Here is a 22,863-nt window from a genome sequence, read left to right on the forward strand (position 1 = left end):
CGCCCGGTTACATTTCGAACCCGGAAGCTAAGCCTTACAGCGCCGATGGTACTGCAGGGGGGACCCTGTGGGAGAGTAGGACACCGCCGAACAAATTGTGGGAAAAGCCCCGCACCTTCTGGTGCGGGGCTTTTCTGCGTTCCGGGGCTCTGGACTTGCCCCGCCCTCCTCTCAAAATTAAAGGCGGGCGGAATCACAGCCCGGATTCACAGCCGCCCCGCCGCCTTCAATGCCAAATATGCGTCTGCCAACGCCGGCGCCAGATCGTCCGGCGTTGCGTCGACGACGGTCACACCGTGCCGGCGAAGTTGCTCCGCAGTGCGCTGACGTTCTGCCTGCGCCTGAGCGGCCGCAGCGGCCTCGTACACCGCTTCGGAGTTTCCTCGAGCGGTTGCCATGCGGGCAATGTGCGGATCGGCCACCGATGCGAGCAGAACCGTGTGGCGCTGGGTGAGCTGCGAGAGCACGGGAAGCAGTCCCTCTTCGACCGGAGCGGCGTCGAGGGTCGTGAGCAGGACGATCAGGGATCGGCGAGGGGCCGTACGAAGGGCTGTGGCCGTGAGGCCGCGTGCGTCTGTCTCGAGGAGTTCCGGCTCCAGTGTGGCCATCGCATTGACCAGGGCCGGGAGGGCGTCGCGCGCTGAGCGGCCCTGGACCAGGGTGCGTACGCGGCGGTCGTATGCGAGCAGGTCCACGCGGTCGCCGGCGCGGGACGCGAGCGCTGCGAGGAGCAGCGCCGCGTCCATGGAAGCGTCCAGGCGCGGGGCGTCGCCGACGCGGCCCGCCGAAGTACGGCCGGTGTCGAGGACCAGAAGGATGTGGCGGTCGCGTTCTGGACGCCAGGTGCGCACGGCGACCGTGGTCTGGCGGGCTGTGGCACGCCAGTCGATGGAGCGGGTGTCGTCGCCGGGGACGTATTCGCGCAAGCTGTCGAACTCGGTGCCTTCGCCTCGGGTCAGCACGCTGGTACGGCCGTCGAGTTCACGCAAACGAGCGAGTTTCGACGGGAGGTGCTTGCGGCTGGTGAAGGGGGGCAGAACTCGTACTGTCCAGGGCACTTTGTGCGTGCCCTGGCGGGTGAAGAGGCCGAGGGGGCCGTATGAGCGGACGGTCACCCGATCGGCCTGGCGGTCGCCGCGACGTGTGGGACGTAGACGTGTCGTCACGCGTCGGCGTTCGCCTGGCGGCACCGTGAGTCGGTGACGAGAGGCAGCGACCTCCGTGCCGGGTTGCCAGCTGCTCGGTGGCCAGGCGTCCCGCAGCCTGGCGCGGAGCAGGCGGCGGGACGGGTTGGTGACGGTGAGCGTGACGTCGGCGGTTTCGCCGAGGCGTGCGGAGGTGTCTCCGGAGCGGGTCAGCACGAGGCGTCGTACGGGTGCCGCGAGCGCGAAGTCGCAGGCACAGGCGACGGCCAGCGGGGCGTTGACCGCGAGGATGCCCGTCCAGCCGGGTTCCCAGATGCCGACGGGGATCGAACCGAGGGCCGCGAGGAGTGCGGCGCGTCCGGTGAGGGCCATCAGCGCGGGACCGGGACGTGCGCGAGGATCGCGTTGATGACGGAGTCGGCCGTCACGCCCTCCATCTCGGCCTCGGGGCGTAGTTGCACGCGATGGCGGAGGGCGGGTAGGGCCAGGGCCTTCACGTCGTCGGGGATCACGTAGTCGCGGCCGGTCAGCCAGGCCCATGCGCGTGCGGTGGCCAGGAGGGCGGTGGCGCCGCGCGGGGACACGCCCAGGGTGAGGGAAGGAGACTCGCGCGTGGCACGGCAGATGTCGACCACGTAGGCGGTGATCTCCGGCGAGACGGCGGTCTTGGCGACCGAGGCGCGGGCGGCTTCGAGGTCGGCGGGGCCCGCGACGGGGCGTAGGCCGGCGGCTCGCAGGTCGCGTGGGTTGAAGCCTTCGGCGTGGCGGGTGAGGACGTCGATCTCGTCCTCGCGGGAGGGCAGGGGGATGGTCAGTTTGAGGAGGAAGCGGTCGAGTTGGGCCTCGGGGAGGGGGTACGTGCCCTCGTACTCGACCGGGTTCTGGGTCGCGGCGACCAGGAACGGCTCGGGGAGGGGACGGGGTGTGCCGTCGACCGTGACCTGGCGTTCTTCCATGGCCTCGAGGAGGGACGATTGGGTCTTGGGCGGGGTGCGGTTGATCTCGTCGGCGAGGAGGAGGTTGGTGAAGACCGGCCCGGGCTGGAAGGAGAACTCGGCGCTGCGGGTGTCGTAGACGAGCGAGCCCGTCACGTCGCTCGGCATGAGGTCGGGGGTGAACTGGACGCGCTTGGTGTCGAGTTCGAGCGCCGAGGCGAGCGCGCGGACGAGCAACGTTTTGGCGACTCCGGGGACTCCTTCCAGTAGTACGTGTCCGCGGCAGAGGAGGGCGACGACGAGGCCGGTCACAGCGGGGTCCTGGCCGACCACGGCTTTGGCGATCTCGGCGCGCAAGGCCTCCAAGGAGGCTCGGGCATTGCCCGGATCCCCGGCGTACCCGGCGTTGTCAGTGGTCGGGTCCATCATGAACGGCGTACCTCTCTTTCGAGGGCGTCGAGTTGGTCGGTGAGTGCGATGAGGGCCGCGTCGTCGCCGGGCGGCGGTCCGAAGAGGAGGGAGTGCAGGTTCTGTCCGTCGCCGTGGAGGTGTGTGGACAGGGCGGGGAGCAGGGCCTCGGGCGCGTGCGCCTGGGAGACGGGGACGCCTACGAGGGGGGCGAGGCGGGTGCGCGTGGTGGAGCGAAGAGCGGGGGCGGCGCGATCTCGGGCGTTGGCTTTGCGGTAGAGGCGTGCGCGGCCTTCGACGGTTTCGGAGGCGCGGATCGCAACGGGGAGTTTCTCGGGCACGAGAGGGCCCAGTCGGCGTGCCCGCCAGAAGGCGGCGACGGCTGCCGCGATGAAGAGCTGCAGCGTGCCCCACAGCCAGCCGGAGGGAAGCAGGTCGAAGAAGCCCTTCTGGCCATTGGTATCGGGGACCGAGTTGTCGGAGAGCGAGGGGAGGTACCAGACCAGATGCGGGCGGGAGCCGAGGAGTTGGAGGGCGAGCGAGGCGTTGCCCTGCTTGTCGAGGCGGTTGTTGTAGAGGATGTCGGGCGCGCCGAGGACGATGGTGTCGCCGCCACCGGAGGCCGCGGGGACGCGCACCAAGGTGGCCAGGCGCTCGCTGGGGTAGCAGGAGTCCGCGTCGAGGTGACTGGTGGTGTAGCGGATGCCGCCGGTGTCGGCGCGGCCCGCGCGTTGTGCGGCCGGCAGGGTGCAGTCGGGGGACAGTGTCGAGCTGTAGCTGGTGGCGGGGTCGGCGGTGACGCCGGGGGCGAGCCGTTCGACGGACCAGTTGCTGGCGGCCACGAGGATGGTGCGTCCACCGGAGCGGGCGGTCGCGGCGTGCAGTGCGGACTGTCGGCGGTGCGTCAGCAGGTCGGGCGCGGCCACCAGCACCGTGGTGTGCGGGCCGGCCGCGGTGCGGACCTCGTCCAGGGTGGTGACCACGCGTGTGGACACCCCGCGGTCGGCGAGGAGTTCAGCGACGGCGCGGCTGCCGTGGAGGTCGGCGGAGCGCGGGTCGAGGGCGCCGTGCCGGGCGTCGGAGTGGACGACGGCGATGGCGACGCCGCCCACCACAAGGAGCACGAGGGCGAGGACGATGCCTCGCGCGCGGGTCCACACCTGACGGACGGTGGGCGAGACCGAGGTGGACGGGAGCGTGGTCCCGGCGGTCATTCGGCGGCCCCCTGGCGGGTGTTGTGGGCCGTGCTGTGGGTGTTGCTCGCGAGGACCGGCCTGGTGCGTTCCAGGTCGCGGTCGAGTTCGGCGATGCGGTGGTACGACTGCTCGCTCGCCCTGCGTCCGCCGTATGTCACGTCGTCGAACTCCCGGGCCGCGGCCCGCAGTCGGTCCGTGTGCGCCGGCAGGGCGGTGCCGGCTTCGGCCGCCGCCTCGTCGGCGGTGCGTCCGGGGCGGACGTCGAGCAGGGCGCGCTCCTCGAGGGCACGGACGATGGCCCGCATGCGTTCCTGTACGGCCTGGTTCCAGTGGGCCTGGGCGGCGTGTGCCTCGGCGGCTGCGCGATGTTCGGCGGCGCTGTGGGGGCGGTCGTCGAACAGGGCGGGCGCGGAGGAGGGCTGGCGGCGCGGGGTACCCAGGCGCCACCACAGTGCGGCCAGGACGGCGACGACGGCCAGGACCACGACGACCAGCCCGAGCATGCCGCCGGGCGTCGCTGAGGCGGCGGCGCCGAGCACCCTGTCGAGCCAGTCCCAGAAGGCGTTCAGGGCACGCTGGACCAGGCCGGGGTCGTTCTCGTGGTACATCCGCTTGGACAGCTCGCGCCGTGCCGCCTCCCGCGCGGGGTCGCGCGGGATGGTGACCGGTGGTTCGTCGCCGCTGCGTGCCAGCGACAGTACGGCCGTGTCGCCGGCACGCAACAGGATTCGTACGGCCGAACCGGCGGCGTGCGGCAGCGCCGGCGCCGTGGTGAGAACTCCCCCCGCCAGGTTCACCGCATCAGCTCCCCGGGGTGGCGCCGGTGCCGTAGTCCTGGACGCCGGCGGCGCGGGCCAGTTCGAGGTCGAGGGCCTCGCGGCGGATGCGCTGGTCGATGTAGAGGAGCACGGTGACGCCCGCGTTGATCGGGAACGTGATCGTGGAGCCGATCACCGAGCCGATGCCGCTGATGATGAGGAACGTCCAGCCGACGTTGCCGGTTCCGTTGAGGAAGGTGGAGAAGCCGTCGCCGCTGAGCGCGGCCGCGAGCACGGCGAAGGGGACGACGATGATCGACGCCATGATGTTGGCGATGAGCCCGGCGAGCAGTTGGATGCCGAAGACCCGCCACCAGGAGCCGCGGACCAGCTTGGCGGAGCGGCTCATCGACTTGAGGATGCCCTGACGTTCCAGCATCAGCGCGGGCGAGGCGAGCGAGAAGCGGACCGTGAGCCAGGCGGCGACGACAGCTGCGGCGAGGATGCCGAGGACGGCGAGCACGGCGATGGCCGCGCCCGGTCCGCCGGCGACCGCCACGATGATCGCGGGCAGCGCGCCGACGAGCAGCACGCCGAAGGCGATGAGCGGCAGCAGCAGGACCAGCCCGAACAGCTTGAGGACCTGCGGGCGGGCGTCGCTCCAGGCCTCGCCTATGGTCACGGACTTGCCGAGCACGGCGCGGCTGGTCACCGTCGTCAGCAGTGCGGTGGCGATGATCGTGCCGATCGTGGTGATCAGGAGGACGGCGGCGGAGCCGAGCAGGGCTTCGCCCATGGCGCGGGCCACTTCGCTGAGCGAGGCGCTGGGGTCGTTGAGCGACTCAGTGGTGGCGGTGTCGTTCAGGACGAGGCCCTGGAAGAGGATGGTGACGAACTCTGTGACGACCGCGACGGTCAGGGAGATGCCCAGGACCGTGCGCCAGTAGGTGCGCATGGTGGAGACGGCGCCGTCCAGTATCTCGCCCACGCCGAGCGGGCGGAGCGGGATCACGCCGGGCTTGGCCGCGGGCGGAGGACCGCCCCAGCCGCCGCCCCGGGCTCCGTATCCACCGGGAGCGCCGTATCCACCGCCGCCGTAACCGCCGGGGCCTCCGTAACCCCCGTAACCACCACCGGGGTTCTGGCCGCCCCAACCCGGGCCGGGTGGTGGGGGCGGCGGTGCCTGGCCCTGGCCCGGGGCGCCTGTGGGCGCGGACCACTGGCCGGGCGGCGGCTGCTCCTGGGACCACTTCGAACCGGGGTCCTGCGGACCCGCGCCCGGCTGCTCGGCGGGCTGTGCGGGGCCGGGCCGGTCGGCCGGCTCGGCAGGTCCGGACGCGCCGGGGTCCTGCCCGTCGGACGGGGCGGATCCGGGCGAGGCCCAGCCCGGAGTGTCTTTCATCGAAGCTCCTTCACAGTGCCCGTCCGCGGTCGCGGCTGCAGGTTGGCAGCCATCGTGCCATGGGGTGGTCACCGGGGGACCGGCCGCGGTATGGGCTGCACACCTTCAATTGTCCGACGGATAGGGGGCACACTGACCGCATGGCTGATCAGCAGGCGCAATCCGGCGAGGACATACGGCCCACCGACATCCCCGCGATCCGCTGGGAGCAACCTCCCGAAGGCCCCGTTGTGGTCCTTCTCGACCAGACGAGACTGCCGGCGGAGGAAGTTGAGCTGGTGTGCACGGACGCGTCGGCGCTGGTCGAGGCGATCTGTTCGCTCGCCGTGCGCGGGGCGCCGCTGCTCGGCATCGCGGGGGCGTACGGCGTCGCGCTCGCCGCCGCGCGGGGCTTCGACGTTGACGAGGCCGCGAAGGCGCTCCAGGGCGCCCGGCCCACCGCGGTGAACCTCTCCGTCGGCGTGCGCAGGGCGCAGACCGCGTACCGGGCCGCGCTGGCCCAGGGCGGGGAACCGCAGCAGGCGGCCGTGGCGGCGCTCGACGCGGCGCGGGCGCTGCACCGGGAGGACGCCGAGGCCAGTACGCGCATGGCCGGGCACGGGCTCGCGCTCCTCGAGGAGCTGCTGCCCGGAGGCGGGCATCGGATCCTCACCCACTGCAACACCGGATCGCTGGTGTCGGGCGGGGAGGGCACGGCGTTCGCGGTCGCGCTCCACGCGCACCGGGCCGGGCGGCTGCGGCGGCTGTGGGTGGACGAGACGCGTCCGTTGTTGCAGGGCGCGCGGCTCACGGCGTACGAGGCGGCACGCAGCGGTATGTCGTACACCCTGCTCACCGACAACGCGGCCGGTTCGCTGTTCGCGGCGGGGGAGGTGGACGCGGTGCTGATCGGCGCGGACCGTATCGCGGTCGACGGTTCGGTGGCGAACAAGGTGGGGAGTTATCCGCTCGCCGTGCTGGCGCGGTACCACCATGTGCCGTTCATCGTGGTGGCGCCGCTGACGACGGTCGATCCGGACACGCCGAACGGGGCGTCGATCGAGATCGAGCAGCGCCCCGGGTTCGAGGTGACCGAGGTCAGCGTGCCGCAGGGGCCGGGTGCGGGAGCCGGGGGCGGGGTTCCGGTGGCGCCGCTGGGCACACAGGCGTACAACCCGGCGTTCGACGTGACGCCGCCCGAGCTGGTGACGGCCATCGTCACCGAGGAGGGCGCCGTGTCACCGGTGACGGCGGAGGGCCTCGCAGAGCTGTGCGAGCGCTCGCGCCGGGCGGCGGCCGACTGACGGCCGGAGGCTGGGCTGATCCCGGTCCGTACGACGGGGTAGGGCCTCTTCCGAGCCGGATGGCGGTGCCGTGATTCCAGGTCCGGGTGGCGGGCTGTCAGGGGCTTCAGCAGGGCGAGGGCAGACAGTAACCCTCCCGTACGACTATCGTCACTGGCCGGTGACCCTGCTCACCTGTGTCACCTTCACCGTTATGAGAATGGGATGCTCCCAGCCTGATCAACGGAATCGGCCCCTCTACCTGCGACGACGCGCGAGGCGAGGGGCCGTGACATCCAATGGCTACATCAAGCGGCGGTTTCCAGGCCCGATGAGGCCTCTAGCCTCGCGCTTTCGCGAGGTTAGTACACAAGGAGCCTTTTCCATCTTCAGTCTGAGCTGGCGTGATGCAGGCAGAGGATGGCCTGGACGAGGCTCGTGATGCGGGTGGTCGAGCATCGGAGCTTGCGCAGGAGCCGCCAGGACTTGAGGGTGGCGATGGCCTGTTCGACGAGGGCCCGGATCTTGGCGTGAGAGCGGTTGACCGCCCGCTGGCCTGTGGACAGGGTCTCCCATCGTCCCCAGCAGGGGGCGCGGACCGTGCCGCCGGCTCCGCGGTATCCCTTGTCGGCCCAGCACAGGACGCCGACGGTGCCGAGAGCCCGGAAGGACGGGTGGCCGGGGTCCCGGGTCCCTTCGGCCGGTTGCCGGGTGACTGAGGGGGCGCGCTCGCGCCTCGCGAGCACGCCGGGCCGCTAAGCGGCGAGGGTGAGGGGTGCAGGCTCGGACCGAGGTCCGCAGTTACCTGAACTCGGTTTCCAAGGTGGCTGACCAGCGAATCTGATAGGACGCTCCCATGAGTGACATAGTGAACAGACCGTCGTCGGATGACACGAGTCTCTCGCGGCTCATCGGCGCACTGGGGACACTCGCCTTCTGGCCCGCGCTGATCGCCTATCTCTGGTTGCTGGGCGCGGACCACCGCGAAGACGGCCGGAGCGGTCCGCTCGCAGAGGCCGGGGCCCCTGCCCTTGCGCTCGGAGTCCTTCTCACCCTCGCCGTGACATTCACCCCGGACAAGAGGATGCAGAAGATACGGCCCTGGCTCGTGGCCCTTCAGTACCTGCTCTTCATCGGCGGCCCCGTACTCGTTGCCCTGGACTAGGACTCTGACCGAGAACTGCATACCCTGGGACACTCCGTTTCCCAGGGCACACTAACCTCCCTGTTTCGCTTGGGGTCGGTTGAGCTGGGCTGATCGGTCAATCACCGCTGCCTGGTGGAAGTCGGTGTGGGTGTCCACGCCGCCGACCACCGCGATCTGATCTGCCATGCTGGGAACGCTGTCCTTCCGTGCGATGCGCGAGGGATCGCACGGGCCGGTCGGGCGTCAGGACAAGACTGTGATGGGACCTTTGGCCGGGCTCCTATGAGGTCACAGGCGCTCGACCGGCCACGTGCATAGCGGCACCGCCCAGCCGGCCGACGATTCCTGGAAAGGACAGCCCGAAGCGTCAATCGTTCGGTGGGTCAGGCCGCCGAGCAGTGCCGTGATCAATCCTCACAGTCGTTCGTACAGTGGCGCGCTCCACCTTGACGCCCTGAACCACGCCCGCTCCACAGACGTGTGGGTCGACGGCAGACGGGATGGAAGCCGGGGTGAGTGGTGGGCTGGTTGGCCTTGTTCATCAGTTACGACAACAGTCTCGTCCGGCTGCCATTCGACGGGGTTTCGCAGATGACCAGGGGCTGATGGACTCAGGCCATGAGGACACCGTTGCCCCGCATTTTTCGAGCGCTTGAGCAGTTCCATGCCGCCCACCCCTGGGACCACAATGCCCACTACCACCGGTGGATCCTGCGGCAGCTCCCCAGCCGCTTCGACAGCGCCTTGGACGTCGGATCGGGCAGCGGTGACCTGGCCAGGCTCCTGACCTCACGGGCGAGAGCAGTGCACGGTATCGACGTCGACCCCACTATCGTCGCTCGCGCTCGGGAACTCACGGCCCCGGCAGCTCCGGTGACCTTCAGCGTCGGAGATGCGCTGAATGAGATACCGCCTGGCCCCTACGACGTCATCACATGTGTCGCCACCATCCACCATATGCCGTTCAGCGATGCCCTCACGCGCTTCCGTAAGCACCTTGCGCCTGGCGGAACCCTGGTCGTCGTCGGCCTTGCGCGCCAGCAGTCTCGGAGCGATTTCCTGCTCGACGCCGTCGCCATTCCGTCGAATGTCGCCATGGCCTGGATCAAGAACAAGGGCCACAAGGCACCGCGGCCCGCTTCGATGACCGCCCCGACCCAACCAGCGACCATGGCCTTCCCGGACATCGTTCGCGACGCCCATCACGCACTACCCGGCGCACGGCTGCGCCGGCGTCTGTTCTGGCGCTACACCCTGGTCTGGCACCAGCACTGAACGGTTGCCGCGCCATGGGCAGGAGCTGGACGTGACCTGGGCCGTCCCTGGGCCGTCCGAGGCAGACCAACGTTGACAGACGACGACAGAGGCTGACGGCGTTCCCGCAGGTCACAGTGGTCGGCCAGGAGAGATGCCCAGGTGAGAGATCGGCTGCGCCACTTCCAGAAGAACTGATCTCGCGGCGGTACACGGCCAGTCGTAAGGTCGGCGCGTGACAGACGAGCGTGCAGGCACAGGTTCTCCTGACTGGGCCTACAACTGGGCAGACGGTACAGGCCTGCTCGGAATGGACCAGCCAGAGGAAATCGACGTGGCATTTGACCGAGGGGAGCCGCACGTCGGAGTGGCCGTGATTGGCCTTGCCCTCAATTACTCCGATCCCGTGGCCATCTTTCCCCGGATCGCCCGCGCTCTCCGCTCGGACTCGGAAGAATTGCGCCGGCAGGGCACGGTCGCGCTAGCGCACGTTGCACGTCTTCACCACACGGTCGATACCGAGTGCCTAGCCCTCTTGCGAACCCGCCCCAGGGGCAACGAAGCCGACGACGATCTCTGGACGTTTGTCCCGCACCGGCGCTTGCCTCTCTGGCTCTGGCGTCATCACCTGCCCCGGCACACGAAGTGGCTACTCTGGGACCGCTGGCGCGCTTGAGACCGCGCACCCCCAGCCATCTACCGCTCGAGGCGAGTGCCAGCCGTGCCCGATCCGGCGGGATCTCCCGGGGCCTCACGGGGAACCGCGGTGCCACTCGCGCTCCAGCCCAGGTCAGAGACTTCCCAGGTCAGCCGCCATCCACATACGCCGTCTTCCAAACTGGGGCTCTGGGTGACTGGGGCCGGAGGGTCCTTCCGCGGCCGGCTTGGGGGTCCGTATGGAGAGGGTTGAGGACGCGGGCGCCGTCATGTGCGTCGGATGACCAGCACGGCCACGTCGTCGAGGTGGTCCACCGCGACCGCGGCGTCGAGGACGCGGTCGGCGATCTCCTCGGCATGCAGCCCGTAGTGGAGGGCTTGGGCGGCCAGCGTTCCGGCCCGCTCCAGTCCGGCTTCCAACGTCAGGCCCGGTCCTTCGACCACGCCGTCGGTGACCATGACCAGCGTGCTGTCTTCGTCCAGGGTGAAGGTCTCCTCGCGGTAGTCGGTGTCGGGCACGACTCCCAGGACCGGCCCGCCCGGCAGCTCGCGGATGCTGTGGCTGCCGTCCTTGTGCGCGCACAGCAACGGCACGTGGCCGGCGCTGGTGCCGGTGACCCGTCCGTCGCTCGGGTCGATATGCAGCATGGTGCAGCTGGCGAATCGTGCCGCGCCCATCGTGACGAGCAGCTCGTTGGTGCGCGTCAGCACGGCTCCCGGATGCGCCTCGTGGGCGGCGATCCCGCGCATGAACGAGCGCACTTGTCCCATGGCTGCGGCGGCGTCGACGTCGTGCCCTTGGGCGTCGCCGATCTCCAGTGCGATCGTGCCGTCGGGCATCATGAAGGCGTCGTACCAGTCTCCGCCGATGTCCAGCCCGTCGCGGCTGGGTCGGTAGCGGGCGGCGACCTCCAGGCCCGCGAGGTGCTCGGGCAGCGTGGGGAGCATGGTCTGCTGCAGCGCCGTGGCCAGCTCGATTCGTGCCTGCTGAAGCCTGATGCGCCTCAGTGCCTGGCCTGCCAGGTCGGCCAGCGTACCCATGAGGGTCCGCTTGTCCAGGGACGGCCGGTATCCGCTGCCGTAGGTCACCAGCCACGCCCCGAGGGGCTGATTGCCGGTCTCACTGAGGGGCATGATGGAGGAGGCGTAGTCGGAGCCGAGTCGGCCGAGCCGCGGATATTGGGCCGCGTGTGGCCAGCGGCGGATGTAATCCTCCCGGTCGGGGATGAAGTGCGACTTGCCGGTGCGGATCGCCTCGGGCAGCGGGCTCGGATGTTCCAGCGACATGCCGTGCATGACGTCGACTTCCCACATGGCTATCCCGGCATCGGTGGAGACGCGCAGGCGGCCTTCGTCGACGAGCGCGAGCAGGGCGCCGCTGGCGCCGAAGGTTGCGGCGAGCCGGGTCAGGACGACCTGCTGCAGTTCCTGCTCCGTGGCCGCAGTGATCAAGGCGGAGGAGAACTCGGCGATGTCTTTGGCGCGCTGTCGCTCGGCAGTAAGCGCGGCCTGCGCCTTCTCCTTGTGCTTCTCCTGCTTGGTGTCGTCGCGGACCATTCCGAAGATCCGCTCGGGTCCGTCATAGCCCAACTGGATCCGACCGGTCTGAACGGCCAGTTGGTGCCAGCCGTCGTGCTGGGTGAGGTACCGCAACCCCACCCAGGAGGACTGGGCGGAGGTCGAGCGCAGGAGCTGCTGCAAGGCCTCCTGGTCGTCAGGGTGCACTGCCGAGATCACTGTGGAAAGGTACGTAGTGGGATCCGGGAAGGTCGCGGCTAGGGCGGGCGCGCCACCGAGCCACTCGAGCTGGTTCCCCTGGGATGAATACATCCACAGGCCGAGGTCGGCTGCCGTGGTGGCCGTCCGGAACGGGATCAGCAGGCTCGCCAGGTCGTTCCGCGCATCCAGGGCGTGCACCCAGACCAGCTGCCCGTCACCGGCGGGATCCTTGACCGGCCGGGCCTCGATCAAGCAGGCAACGGGTGCTCCGCCTCGCCCGGGGAACTCCAGCACCCGCATCGCGACCGTCCTGGCGGCGTGGACCACGAGGCTCTCGGCCAACATCCGCTGGCTTGCGGGACACAGATCACCGAAATCACGTCCCAGGCACTGCTCCGCCGGCCTGCCCAGCGCCGTGGCCATCGCAGCGTTGAGACCGCTGATGACACCGTCCAGCGTCAGAAGTGCCGCCGGGTCAGCCCTTCGAAGGAGTTCGTCCGACGCGTCCATTTGTGGCTCCCTAGCACCTACCAAAACAGCCGATTAAGCAATTTTTGCTCATTTGTGCCGCGACGTCTTGGGTGAAGGGTGTGTTTGACCGGCTGCGTCGAGTGACGACGGCAGGGAACCCCCTGGAACAGTGGACGGCCGCCCGTGAAGAGGGGTCGACGGCGAGCGGTCGCGGCACAGCAGCGGAGTACAGCTGCCCGGGGCCAGACCGGTCGCGGTGAACTCCGGTGCCCGCCACTCCCGCGCACCCAGCGGTTCCACGCCCCGGCGCCGCCGACCGACGACGACGCACCGAGCCTGGGGTATCTGTGGCGGACGGACGCGGGCAGCACTGTTCCGACGCATCGCCAGGAGGCATCGGCGTTCAATGAGTGATCGACAGTTGACATCTGTCGCTGACATCAACGTCGGCAGATGAGGGCAGACAGTGACGGTCCCGTGCGACTATCGTCACTGGCCGGTGACCCTGCTCACCTGTGTCACCTTCACCGTTATGAGAATGGGATGATGTCGTTTATGAAGGGACGAGTCCTTGTCGTCGACGACGACACCGCACTGGCCGAGATGCTCGGCATCGTGCTGCGTGGTGAAGGTTTCGAGCCGTCTTTCGTAGCCGACGGTGACAAGGCGCTGGCCGCTTTCCGTGAGACCAAGCCCGATCTGGTGCTGCTCGACCTGATGCTGCCCGGCAGGGACGGCATCGAGGTGTGCCGGCTGATCCGGGCCGAGTCCGGGGTGCCGATCGTGATGCTCACGGCCAAGAGCGACACCGTCGACGTCGTGGTCGGTCTGGAGTCGGGCGCCGACGACTACATCGTGAAGCCGTTCAAGCCGAAGGAGCTGGTCGCCCGCATCCGGGCGCGGCTGCGGAGGTCTGAGGAGCCGGCGCCGGAGCAGCTCGCCATAGGTGACCTCGTCATCGACGTGGCCGGGCACTCCGTGAAGCGGGACGGTCAGTCGATCGCGCTCACGCCGCTGGAGTTCGACCTGCTGGTCGCGCTGGCCCGTAAGCCGTGGCAGGTGTTCACGCGTGAGGTGCTCCTGGAGCAGGTATGGGGCTACCGGCACGCCGCCGACACCCGTCTGGTGAACGTGCATGTGCAGCGGCTGCGTTCCAAGGTCGAGAAGGACCCCGAGCGGCCGGAGATCGTGGTGACCGTCCGTGGCGTCGGTTACAAGGCCGGACCCAGCTGACGTGTCCGGGGACAGCGCCGCTTCGGCCCCCGGCCGGTCCGGGGCCCGACCGGGGCGGCCTGTCGGCCGGAAGGCGGCGGGTTCGCGCTGGGGACGGTTCTTCGAGGGCGGGCTGCTCCAAGGCGGAGTCCAGGGCAGCCCGGTCTTCCGGCTGCTCATGCGCTGGGTACGCCGGCCGCTGCTGCCGGTCATGCGGCTGTGGCGGCGGAACATCCAGCTCAAGGTCGTCGTCACGACACTGCTGATGTCGCTCGGCGTCGTGCTGCTGCTGGGCTTCGTCGTGATCGGGCAGGTGCGCAACGGCCTGCTGGACGCCAAGGTGAAGGCCTCGCAGAGCCAGGCCACCGGCGGGTTCGCGGTCGCCAAGCAGAAGGCCGACGAGGCCGCCAGCGGCACCGGTGACGAGGCCTCGGCGGTCGACGGACGGCAGTCGCAGAACGTCATCCAGTGGATGAGCGACCTCGTCGAGTCGCTCTCCAGCGGCGGTCAGGGCGCCTTCGACGTGGTCACGCTCCCGGCCGGCGACGACAGCGGCGGCGGCCGCAGCCCGCGTGGTTCCGGGTACGTCGACCCGTCCGCCAGCGTGCCCGAGGATCTGCGTGTGCGGGTCAACGGCAGCACCACGGCAGCCCAGAGCTACACCCGCATTGTCTACAGCAACGGCAAGGACTCCCAGCCCGCGCTGGTCATCGGCAAGCAGGTCAACGACCCCAACGGCGACCTGTACGAGCTGTACTACCTCTTCCCGCTCACCCAGGAGGAGAAGTCCCTCAGCCTGGTCAAGGGCACGCTCGCGACCGCCGGACTCTTCGTCGTCGTACTGCTGGGGGCCATTGCCTGGCTCGTGGTGCGGCAGGTCGTCACACCTGTGCGGATGGCGGCCGGGATCGCCGAGCGGCTGTCCGCCGGGCGGCTGCAGGAGCGGATGAAGGTCACCGGCGAGGACGACATCGCGCGCCTCGGCGAAGCCTTCAACAAGATGGCGCAGAACCTGCAGCTGAAGATCCAGCAGCTGGAGGACCTCTCGCGGATGCAGCGGCGGTTCGTGTCGGACGTGTCGCACGAGTTGCGCACGCCGTTGACCACCGTACGGATGGCCGCCGACGTCATCCACGAGGCCCGCGAGGACTTCGACCCGGTGACCGCGCGGTCCGCGGAACTGCTCGCCGACCAGCTCGACCGGTTCGAGTCGCTGCTCGCGGACCTGCTGGAGATCAGCCGCTTCGACGCCGGAGCGGCGGCGCTGGAGGCCGAGCCGATAGACCTCCGCGAGGTCGTACGGCGGGTCGTCGGCGGGGCCGAGCCGCTCGCCGAGCGCAAGGGCACGCGGATACGTGTGGTCGGCGACCAGCAGCCCGTCGTCGCCGAGGCGGACGCCCGGCGCGTGGAGCGGGTGCTGCGCAATCTCGTCGTCAACGCCGTGGAGCACGGCGAGGGCAAGGACGTCGTCGTCAAGCTCGCCGCGGCGGGCGGGGCGGTCGCGGTCGCGGTGCGCGACTACGGCGTCGGGCTCAAGCCCGGCGAGGCGACCCGGGTCTTCAGCCGCTTCTGGCGGGCGGACCCGGCACGCGCGCGTACCACCGGTGGCACGGGTCTGGGCCTGTCCATCGCCCTGGAGGACGCCCGGCTGCACGGCGGCTGGCTGCAGGCCTGGGGCGAACCGGGAGGCGGTTCGCAGTTCCGGCTGACGCTGCCGCGGACCGCGGACGAGCCGCTGCGTGGCTCGCCGATACCGCTGGAGCCCAAGGACTCGCGGCGCAACCGCGGACTCAACGACGCCGGGCTGCCGCGCGGAGGCGAGGACAAGCGGGCCACGGTGCCTGCGCAGCCGACGAGCGGACAGGTGTTGCCGCCGCGCATGCCGGTCGCACAGCGGCTGGCCGCCGTGTCGCCCACGGCCGACCCGACGGCGCTGCCCGGCAGCGGCGCGCGCGTGGTGCCCCGGCCCACCGGGAGCGTACGGCGCCAGGACGACGCGCCCGCCGCCGACGCGGCGCGGGCCGAGGATCCGGACCCGGCCGCCGTACGAGGGGACTCGAACAACGCAGGGGAGGCATTTCGTGGGCGCTGACCGCGAGGGGGGCGCGGCGCGCCTGCCGGTGCGCGCAGTGGCGTACGCCGCGTGTGGCGTCGTACTGCTGGTCGGGTGTGCCTCGATGCCCGACAGCGGTGACCTGCGGGACGTCGAGTCCACGCCGCGGCAGGACACGCAGGTGCGGGTCTTCGCCATGCCGCCCAGCGAGGACGCCCAGGCCGGGGAGATCGTGCAGGGCTTCCTGGAGGCGCTGACCAGCGACGATCCGCACTACGACACGGCCCGCAAATATCTGACCCCGCCCGCTGCGCGGACGTGGCGGCCCGAGCAGTCGACCACCGTGCTCGCGAACGGGCCGAGCACCGAGGCCGACCGTCAGTCGGGCGGCCGGGACGACGCCGCCGACGTCACCTACACGCTGACCGGGGCCAGGGTCGCCACCGTGGACGGGCAGCAGGCGTACGCGCCCGCCGCAGGGCTGTACAGCAAGAGCCTGCACCTCACACGGGACGCCAAGAGCGGGCAGTGGCGCATCGACGCGCTGCCCCAGGGCGTCGTCATGGGCAAGTCGGACTTCCAGCGCAACTACACGTCGGTCAACAAGTACTACTTCGCCTCGAACACCTCCATCGGGGCGAGCGGACAGCCGGTGGCGGTCGCCGATCCCGTCTTCGTGCGCAAGCGCGTGGACCCGATGACGCAGATGGTGCGTTCGCTGCTCAGCGGGCCGACGAACTGGCTCGGACCCGTGGTCAGGTCGAGTTTTCCGACCGGTACGGCGCTCAGGAAGGGCGTCACCTCGCTGACGCCCGACGATCAGAACAAGCTGACCGTGCCGCTCAACGGCAAGGCCTCCCAGGTCGGAGCGACGAAGTGCACCGAGATGGCGACCCAGCTCCTTTACACGCTGCAGAACCTGACGCCGACGGTGGACGCGGTCGAACTGCAGGGCGCCAACGGCGAGACGATGTGCGACCTCACCGAGCGGCGGGCAGAGTCCGTCGCCTGGCACGGTTCCGGGAACCGCCCCGAATATCTCTACTTTCTCGACAACAAGCACCAGCTGGTGCGCATCGCGGGCACCAGCACGAGCACCAGTGCGGTCTCGGTGCCGGGCGCGCTCGGTGAGAGCGGGAAACAGCTGCAGTCGGTGGCGGTGTCGCACGACGAGCGCACCGCAGCCGGGGTCAGCGTCGACGGCAGGTCGCTCTACGTCGCCTCGATGGCGTCGGGACGCCCGCTCGGCGGCGCCTTCGTGACCAGCCATGGCGCCACCGACGCCGACCGGCTGACGACGCCTACCTGGGACGCCCGCGGCGACCTGTGGGTGGCCGACCGCGACCCCCGTGACTCCCGGCTCATCCTGCTGGAACACGGGGAGGGCCCGCCGGTGGTGGTGCGGACGACCGGGCTGCCCGGGCGTATCAAGGACGTGCGGGTGGCCGCCGACGGGGCGCGGATGGCTCTCGTCGTGGAGAAGGACGGCAAGCAGTCCCTGCTCATCGGGCGGATCGAGCGCGACGACAAGTCGGGCGAGGGTCCGGCGGTCGTCGAACTGCGTTCCGCGGCCCCCGAGTTGGAGCAAGTCACCGCCATGTCATGGGCTGGGGACAGCCGACTCGTGGTGGTCGGGCGCGAGCAGGGGGGCGTGCAGCAGATGCGGTACGTCCAGGTCGACGGCTCCACGCCGGAGGCACCGGCGCCCGACGCCCTCACCGGGGTGAAGAAGATCGCCGCGTCCGAGGACGAGCAGGTGCCGCTGGTGGCGTACTCGGAGGACGGAATCGTACGGCTGCCGACCGGGGCGCAGTGGCAGAAGGTTGTCAAGGACGGGTCGGCGCCGGTTTATCCGGGGTGAGGCTTCGAGGATCCGGTGCGCTGGTCTGAGCCGTGCGGCTCTGGCTCCGCACTCGAATGAGTGATGGTCGTCACGGTGTGTGTGGAGTTATCCACAAGGAGTTGTCCACAGGGCTGGCAGGCCGGTCCGGGCCTTGACACAGTGGTGGGCATGCGGGGGTGGTGGCAGGACCTCACCGACTTGGTGCTACCGGCCGAGTGCGGAGGCTGTGGGACGCCTCGCACAGTGCTCTGCCCTGAGTGCCGTGCCGCCCTGAACAGGGCCGCACCGAGCCGAGTGCGACCGGTGCCGGAGCCGCCCGGGCTCCCCTCGGTGCACGCGGCGGCTCCGTATGCGGACGAGGTGCGGGCCATGCTCCTCGCCCATAAGGAACGGGGCGCATTGGCCCTTGCGCGGCCTCTGGGCGCGGCTCTGGCGGGCGCTGTGCGGGCGGGGCTGCTGGAGGCCGTGGCAGGGGGCGACGGGGCATGGCGTGCGGGTGCGTGTGCGGAGGGCGGTGGGGCTCACGGAACAGTCGTAGGAGGGTATGCGGCACGGGGTGCCTGGGCGGGGAGCGGTGGGGAACCGGGCTTCCCGGCGGAAGCCGGTGTGCGTGCGGCATCGGGTGTCACTGCCGACGGCGCAGCGGCTCGGGCTTCGGGTGGTGGCCGTCGCGTGCACGTGGTGTCGTCGTGGGGTGAGGGCGTGTCCTTCGAGACGGATGGTGTGGCGGGCCGGCGCCGGGTCGGTGCGGCTGTGCATGGTGGGGAGCCGCGTCGGCGCGGTGACGTGCCGGTGCTGCTGGTGCCGGTGCCCTCTGCCGTGCGGGCGGTGCGGGCGCGGGGGCACGATCCGGTGCGGCGGATCGCGCTCGCGGCGGCCGGTGAGCTGCGGCGGGCCGGGATGGCCGTCCGGGTGGTCGCGGTGCTGCGGCAGCGGCGTGCGGTGGTCGACCAGTCGGGGCTCAACTCACGGCAGCGGCTGGCCAATCTCGAGGGTGCGCTGGAGGTGGCAGCGGACGGTGCACGGCTGCTCGCCGGCGGTCACGTAGTGCTGGTCGACGACCTGATGACCACCGGTGCCTCGCTGACGGAGGCGGCGCGAGCCGTACGGGAGGCGGTCGGGTACGGCGGCGGGACAACGGCCGTGTATGCGGGCGCAACTCGGGAAGGAAGGAGAGAACGGACGCCCGGTTCAAGGGAGGTGAGGGAGAACCCGACACCTGACAGGGACGGAATGGCGGAGGTGGACGGAGTGGTCCAGTTGATCCGCGCCGCGGTGATCGCGGCACCACCGGATTCCTTCGAAATAAACCGGAACTGACTGCGAACTTGCATCGTTGCAGGTAGCGAGAGGACCTAATCACCTGAACGGAGGTACGCCGCAGTAGAGGGTGACGACATCCGGCTGGGCGAGATATGTTCGGTTGTGAGGGAAAGCCGCAGGCCATACCTCTCATTCCGAATGCCGTGCCGCGGGTATTCGGTATTCACCCGCGCCGGTGGGGTGGAGATCTTGCCCATGGGGGAGGAGGAGGTGGAAGTCACCGAGTCCGAGGTTCCGGCGTCGGCCGGAACTTGGTGCAAAAGGGAGATGCTCCGCCGATGGAGCGGAGCAATCCGGGAACGGAGTTCTGCGTGGACATCGTCGTCAAGGGCCGCAAGACCGAGGTGCCCGAGCGGTTCCGCAAGCACGTGGCCGAGAAGCTGAAGCTGGAGAAGATCCAGAAGCTCGATGGCAAGGTGATCAGCCTCGACGTCGAGGTGTCCAAGGAGCCCAACCCCCGACAGGCCGACCGTTGCGACCGAGTGGAGATCACGCTCCGCTCCCGCGGTCCGGTGATCCGGGCGGAGGCAGCGGCCAACGATCCGTACGCGGCACTCGACCTGGCGGCGGAGAAGTTGGATGCCCGGCTGCGTAAGCAGCACGACAAGCGGTTCTCGCGCCGAGGCGCGCGCCGGATCTCGGCGGCCGAGGTCCCCGACCACGTCCCAGGCGCGGCCACGCTCAACGGGAACGGTCATCCCGTCCAGGAGGAAGAGGCGGACGGTGTGCCCACGAAGAAGATCGGCTCGCTGGAAGTGAAGGGCGAAGGCCCCCTCGTCGTCCGCGAGAAGACCCACGTCGCCTCCCCGATGACCCTCGACCAGGCTCTCTACGAGATGGAACTGGTCGGACACGACTTCTATCTGTTCGTCGACTCCGAGACCAAGGAACCAAGCGTCGTCTACCGGCGGCACGCCTACGACTACGGTGTCATCCACCTCAGCACGGACCCGATGGTCGCCCAGGCGCAACCGCCCGCGGCAGGCGGCACGCTGGGCGGCTGAGTCACCCGGCTGACAGCTGAGCAGGTGCCCCTGGAGCGCCCGTGCGCCCCCAGGGGCACCGGTGTGCGGCCCATTCGCGCCCCGCTTGTCACCGCGGTGTCGTCCGGGCATGAAATCATGGCCGCACCGGCCCAACCGGTGGGCCGGTGCCTTGGGTTGGCGATGGCACAGGACCACAGGCCACAGCCTTCAGGGGGAGGAACGATGGCGGACAGCTTCGGACCGATGCGGGACGCGGATGCCGACGGCGGCGTTGTCGGCATGGGCCCGGACGCGGGCACTCCACGTGAGGAGCCGATCAGGGTTCTTGTCGTGGACGACCACGCCCTTTTCCGCCGTGGCCTGGAGATCGTGCTCGCCGCCGAGGAGGACATCCAGGTCGTCGGTGAGGCGGGCGACGGAGCCGAGGCCGTCGACAAGGCCGCCGACCTGCTGCCCGACATCGTGCTGATGGACGTACGGATGCCCAAGCGCGGGGGGATCGAGGCGTGCACCTCGATCAAGGAGGTCGCCCCCAGCGCGAAGATCATCATGCTGACCATCAGCGACGAAGAGGCGGATCTCTACGACGCGATCAAGGCGGGTGCGACCGGTTATCTCCTCAAGGAGATTTCCACGGACGAGGTGGCCACCGCCATTCGCGCGGTGGCCGACGGGCAGTCGCAGATCAGCCCCTCCATGGCGTCGAAACTCCTCACCGAGTTCAAGTCGATGATCCAGCGCACCGACGAGCGCCGACTGGTGCCGGCGCCGCGGCTCACGGATCGCGAACTCGAAGTGCTCAAACTTGTCGCCACGGGGATGAACAACCGTGATATAGCCAAGGAGTTGTTCATCTCCGAGAACACCGTGAAGAACCATGTGCGCAACATCCTGGAGAAGCTGCAGCTGCACTCCAGGATGGAAGCCGTGGTCTACGCGATGCGGGAGAAGATCCTCGAGATCCGGTGAAGCTCAGGCGAGAAGGCGGACGAGCTCTCTACTGAGGGATTCGCGGAGTTCGGGCGCGTCCACGCGTTCCACGCGTACGTCCGTGCAGTCCACCCAGCTCGCCGCCTCGACCAGGGCCTGCGCCACCGCCGGGACCGCCTTCGCGCCGTCCAGGGTGACCTGCCTGGCCACCAGGGTGCGGCCCTCGCGGGCCGGGTCCACACGGCCGACCAGGTGGCCGCCGGCCAGGACCGGCATCGCGAAGTAGCCGTACATGCGCTTCGGCTTGGGGACGTAGGCCTCCAGGCGGTGGGTGAAGCCGAAGATCCGCTCCGTGCGGGCCCGTTCCCAGACCAGGGAGTCGAACGGGGACAGCAGGGTGGTGCGATGGCGGCCGCGCGGCGGTGTGTCCAGGGCCTCCGGGTCCGCCCAGGCCGGTTTGCCCCAGCCCTCCACCGTGACCGGGACCAGGCCCGAGTCCGCGATCACCGCCTCGACCTGCTCGCCCTTGAGCCGGTGGTAGTCGGCGATGTCCGCGCGCGTGCCGACGCCGAGGGACTGGCCCGCCAGGCGGACCAGGCGGCGCAGGCACTCGGCGTCGTCCAGCTCGTCGTGCAGCAGCGCGTCCGGGATCGCGCGCTCGGCGAGGTCGTACACCCGCTTCCAGCCGCGGCGCGCCACACAGACCACCTCGCCGTGCATCAGCGCGCGCTCCACGGCGACCTTCGAACCGGACCAGTCCCACCACTCGCTCGTGCGCTTCGCGCCGCCCAACTCCGTGGCCGTGAGCGGGCCTTCGGTCTTGAGCTGCTTGATGACCTGGTCGTAGGCGCCGTCGGGGAGCTCGTGGTTCCAGTGCGGGCGGTTCCGGTACGCGCGGCGGCGGAAGGCGAAGTGGGGCCACTCCTCGACGGGGAGGATGCAGGCGGCGTGGGACCAGTACTCGAAGGCGTGCGTGTCCGTCCAGTACGCGCTCTCGACGGTCTTGCGGCCGACGGCGCCGAGGCGGGCGTACGGGATGAGTTCGTGGGAGCGGGCGAGGACGGAGATCGTGTCGAGCTGGACCGCGCCGAGGTGACGGAGGACGCCGCGGACGCCTGCGCGGCGGTTGGGGGTGCCGAGGAAGCCTTGTGCGCGCAGGGCGATGCGGCGGGCCTCGTCCGCGGAGAGGGTGGTGGTGGGGCGCGGGGTCGTCATGCATCCGCACGATAGGTGGTGGCACTGACAGTGGGGGTGGGCCGGGGGTTTGTTGATGGGGGCACGATGTTGGGGCCGGGAGGGTTTCGCTTGCCCGAGCTTGCGGGGTGGGCCTCCCCCACTCTCGGCTTCGCTCGAGCGGGGGAGGCACGACTGCCCGCAGCTGCCGCAGGTGCGTGCGCCGCTGCCGGGTGGGCGCCGCCCCTGCGACACGACTTCCCGCAGCTAGGCGGGGGGTCGTGCCGGCAGGTAGGGCGCCGTTGATGGGAGGCCCAGGTCCGACGGGAGTAGGGAGCCAACCCAGCAGTCTCGGCGTACTCCCTTGTTGTTCGTCGCGGCGCGTAGCGTGCCCTCGATCGTGAAGCCCGCGCGTTCGGCCACCGCGCGAGAGGGGCGGTTGCCGACTTCCGCCCGCCACTCCACGCGGTCTATGGAGAGGTGGGTGAAGGACCAGCGGGCGGCGGCGAGGGTGGCCTCGGTGACGTAACCCCTGCCGCGGTGCTCCTTGGTGGCCCAGAAGCCGATCTCGGCGACGCCCAGGGCGCGCATGGTGAGGGCGAGCATGCCCGCCAGCTTCTCCCCTTCGGGGAGGAAGAGACCGAAGGTGAACATGGAGTTGTTCGTCCAGCCGTCGGGCACCACGTGCTCGGTGAAGCTCTCGGCGTGCTCGCGCAGGTAGGGAGAGGGGAACTGCGAGATCCAGCGCTGGAGGTCGGGGTCCTGGGCCGCGGCGAGCACGGCCTCGGTGTCCTGCGGACCGGGGGCGCGCAGGAGGAGCCGGCCGGTGGTGAGGGTGACGGGTTCCATCGGGCGATTCTGCTCGGGCGCAGGGGAGTGCGCCATCCTTTTTGCGGAGCGTGCCTCTCCGTTCCCCAAGAGAGCACCCCTGTGCGTTGCGTGAGCAGGTGATCACATTTCGCGCAATTCCTCATGCCGATGCGGCACTA

Annotated in this window: 17 protein-coding genes, 1 rRNA gene and 1 pseudogene; 10 read left to right on the top strand and 9 right to left on the bottom strand. The window is 69.9% G+C overall.

All coding sequences use genetic code 11. The features are described from left to right. Window positions 1-92: ribosomal RNA gene (gene rrf / locus ACFYXB_RS24935) — 5S ribosomal RNA — on the top strand; the annotation flags it as partial. A 114-nt stretch (window positions 93-206) separates the two neighbouring features. Here rrf and ACFYXB_RS24940 read toward each other — a convergent pair. Genes ACFYXB_RS24940 through ACFYXB_RS24960 form a run of 5 tightly spaced genes read right to left on the bottom strand, consistent with a single transcriptional unit; the run spans window position 207 to window position 5,844 of the window. After that, entirely contained in the window at window positions 207-1,517 is a 1,311-nt protein-coding gene (locus ACFYXB_RS24940) for a DUF58 domain-containing protein (protein ID WP_389586086.1), read from the bottom strand. Then, complete coding sequence (locus tag ACFYXB_RS24945) at window positions 1,517-2,506, bottom strand: MoxR family ATPase (RefSeq protein WP_351348007.1); 990 nt, start codon at window positions 2,504-2,506, stop codon at window positions 1,517-1,519. Before ACFYXB_RS24945 ends, ACFYXB_RS24940 begins: the two co-directional genes overlap by 1 nt. Next, window positions 2,506-3,702 (bottom strand): DUF4350 domain-containing protein, encoded by a 1,197-nt coding sequence (locus ACFYXB_RS24950; RefSeq protein ID WP_389586090.1) that lies wholly within the window; start codon window positions 3,700-3,702, stop codon window positions 2,506-2,508. The genes ACFYXB_RS24945 and ACFYXB_RS24950 overlap by 1 nt, the downstream gene beginning before the upstream one ends. After that, window positions 3,699-4,481: a DUF4129 domain-containing protein gene (locus ACFYXB_RS24955; RefSeq protein ID WP_389586093.1), complete on the bottom strand. Its 783-nt coding sequence runs from the start codon at window positions 4,479-4,481 to the stop codon at window positions 3,699-3,701. Before ACFYXB_RS24955 ends, ACFYXB_RS24950 begins: the two co-directional genes overlap by 4 nt. Before the next feature lie 4 nt (window positions 4,482-4,485). Next, window positions 4,486-5,844, bottom strand: a complete 1,359-nt coding sequence (locus tag ACFYXB_RS24960; protein ID WP_389586096.1) for a hypothetical protein — start codon at window positions 5,842-5,844, stop codon at window positions 4,486-4,488. Window positions 5,845-5,984: 140 nt separating this feature from the next. On the opposite strand from ACFYXB_RS24960, the gene mtnA reads away from it, so the two are divergent. Continuing rightward, on the top strand, window positions 5,985-7,127 hold the full coding sequence (mtnA, locus tag ACFYXB_RS24965; RefSeq protein WP_389586099.1) for an S-methyl-5-thioribose-1-phosphate isomerase: 1,143 nt from the start codon (window positions 5,985-5,987) through the stop codon (window positions 7,125-7,127). A gap of 368 nt (window positions 7,128-7,495) precedes the next feature. Here the strand turns inward: mtnA and ACFYXB_RS24970 are convergent. Further along, window positions 7,496-7,753, bottom strand: a pseudogene (locus tag ACFYXB_RS24970) (transposase family protein); the annotation flags it as partial. Between the two features lie 209 nt (window positions 7,754-7,962). Here ACFYXB_RS24970 and ACFYXB_RS24975 point away from each other — a divergent pair. Then, window positions 7,963-8,271, top strand: a complete 309-nt coding sequence (locus tag ACFYXB_RS24975; RefSeq protein WP_389586102.1) for a hypothetical protein — start codon at window positions 7,963-7,965, stop codon at window positions 8,269-8,271. Between the two features lie 600 nt (window positions 8,272-8,871). Continuing rightward, window positions 8,872-9,528 carry a class I SAM-dependent methyltransferase gene (locus ACFYXB_RS24980; protein ID WP_389586105.1) on the top strand — a complete coding sequence of 219 codons (657 nt, stop codon included), beginning with the start codon at window positions 8,872-8,874 and terminating at the stop codon, window positions 9,526-9,528. Window positions 9,529-10,431: 903 nt separating this feature from the next. Here ACFYXB_RS24980 and ACFYXB_RS24985 read toward each other — a convergent pair. Then, window positions 10,432-12,393, bottom strand: coding sequence for a SpoIIE family protein phosphatase (locus tag ACFYXB_RS24985; protein ID WP_389586109.1), 1,962 nt, complete (start codon window positions 12,391-12,393; stop codon window positions 10,432-10,434). Window positions 12,394-12,897: 504 nt separating this feature from the next. Here ACFYXB_RS24985 and mtrA point away from each other — a divergent pair. The 6 genes from mtrA to ACFYXB_RS25015 all read left to right on the top strand — a co-directional run bounded on the left by mtrA (window position 12,898) and on the right by ACFYXB_RS25015 (window position 20,740). Continuing rightward, complete coding sequence (mtrA, locus tag ACFYXB_RS24990) at window positions 12,898-13,587, top strand: two-component system response regulator MtrA (RefSeq protein WP_015659998.1); 690 nt, start codon at window positions 12,898-12,900, stop codon at window positions 13,585-13,587. A 1-nt stretch (window position 13,588) separates the two neighbouring features. Continuing rightward, a complete protein-coding gene (mtrB, locus tag ACFYXB_RS24995; RefSeq protein ID WP_389586112.1) occupies window positions 13,589-15,658 on the top strand; it encodes an MtrAB system histidine kinase MtrB in 2,070 nt (689 codons plus the stop codon). Next, on the top strand, window positions 15,648-17,480 hold the full coding sequence (locus ACFYXB_RS25000) for an LpqB family beta-propeller domain-containing protein (protein ID WP_389586116.1): 1,833 nt from the start codon (window positions 15,648-15,650) through the stop codon (window positions 17,478-17,480). The genes mtrB and ACFYXB_RS25000 overlap by 11 nt, the downstream gene beginning before the upstream one ends. Before the next feature lie 150 nt (window positions 17,481-17,630). Continuing rightward, on the top strand, window positions 17,631-18,782 hold the full coding sequence (locus ACFYXB_RS25005) for a ComF family protein (RefSeq protein ID WP_389586119.1): 1,152 nt from the start codon (window positions 17,631-17,633) through the stop codon (window positions 18,780-18,782). A gap of 314 nt (window positions 18,783-19,096) precedes the next feature. Then, window positions 19,097-19,789 (top strand): ribosome hibernation-promoting factor, HPF/YfiA family, encoded by a 693-nt coding sequence (hpf, locus tag ACFYXB_RS25010; RefSeq protein WP_388500973.1) that lies wholly within the window; start codon window positions 19,097-19,099, stop codon window positions 19,787-19,789. Between the two features lie 204 nt (window positions 19,790-19,993). Then, window positions 19,994-20,740 (top strand): response regulator transcription factor, encoded by a 747-nt coding sequence (locus ACFYXB_RS25015; protein WP_351347990.1) that lies wholly within the window; start codon window positions 19,994-19,996, stop codon window positions 20,738-20,740. A gap of 3 nt (window positions 20,741-20,743) precedes the next feature. On the opposite strand, the gene ACFYXB_RS25020 is transcribed toward ACFYXB_RS25015, so the two are convergent. After that, window positions 20,744-21,916, bottom strand: a complete 1,173-nt coding sequence (locus tag ACFYXB_RS25020; RefSeq protein ID WP_389586122.1) for a winged helix-turn-helix domain-containing protein — start codon at window positions 21,914-21,916, stop codon at window positions 20,744-20,746. A gap of 225 nt (window positions 21,917-22,141) precedes the next feature. Further along, the gene (locus ACFYXB_RS25025) at window positions 22,142-22,723 is read right to left on the bottom strand and encodes a GNAT family N-acetyltransferase (protein ID WP_389586125.1); all 582 of its coding nucleotides are present in this window, start codon (window positions 22,721-22,723) and stop codon (window positions 22,142-22,144) included. Window positions 22,724-22,863 lie beyond the last annotated feature (140 nt).

Origin of the sequence: Streptomyces sp. NPDC002619 (assembly GCF_042889305.1) — a bacterium.
Classification (GTDB): domain Bacteria; phylum Actinomycetota; class Actinomycetes; order Streptomycetales; family Streptomycetaceae; genus Streptomyces.

Bases quoted from the DNA above. Each gene is read 5' to 3' on its own strand.
- ACFYXB_RS24940 (WP_389586086.1), bottom strand. From the start codon at position 1,517: ATGGCCCTCACCGGACGCGCCGCACTCCTCGCGGCCCTCGGTTCGATC.
- ACFYXB_RS24945 (WP_351348007.1), bottom strand. From the start codon at position 2,506: ATGGACCCGACCACTGACAACGCCGGGTACGCCGGGGATCCGGGCAAT.
- ACFYXB_RS24950 (WP_389586090.1), bottom strand. From the start codon at position 3,702: ATGACCGCCGGGACCACGCTCCCGTCCACCTCGGTCTCGCCCACCGTC.
- ACFYXB_RS24960 (WP_389586096.1), bottom strand. From the start codon at position 5,844: ATGAAAGACACTCCGGGCTGGGCCTCGCCCGGATCCGCCCCGTCCGAC.
- mtnA (WP_389586099.1), top strand. From the start codon at position 5,985: ATGGCTGATCAGCAGGCGCAATCCGGCGAGGACATACGGCCCACCGAC.
- ACFYXB_RS24975 (WP_389586102.1), top strand. From the start codon at position 7,963: ATGAGTGACATAGTGAACAGACCGTCGTCGGATGACACGAGTCTCTCG.
- ACFYXB_RS24980 (WP_389586105.1), top strand. From the start codon at position 8,872: ATGAGGACACCGTTGCCCCGCATTTTTCGAGCGCTTGAGCAGTTCCAT.
- ACFYXB_RS24985 (WP_389586109.1), bottom strand. From the start codon at position 12,393: ATGGACGCGTCGGACGAACTCCTTCGAAGGGCTGACCCGGCGGCACTT.
- mtrA (WP_015659998.1), top strand. From the start codon at position 12,898: ATGATGTCGTTTATGAAGGGACGAGTCCTTGTCGTCGACGACGACACC.
- ACFYXB_RS25005 (WP_389586119.1), top strand. From the start codon at position 17,631: ATGCGGGGGTGGTGGCAGGACCTCACCGACTTGGTGCTACCGGCCGAG.
- ACFYXB_RS25015 (WP_351347990.1), top strand. From the start codon at position 19,994: ATGGCGGACAGCTTCGGACCGATGCGGGACGCGGATGCCGACGGCGGC.
- ACFYXB_RS25020 (WP_389586122.1), bottom strand. From the start codon at position 21,916: ATGACGACCCCGCGCCCCACCACCACCCTCTCCGCGGACGAGGCCCGC.
- ACFYXB_RS25025 (WP_389586125.1), bottom strand. From the start codon at position 22,723: ATGGAACCCGTCACCCTCACCACCGGCCGGCTCCTCCTGCGCGCCCCC.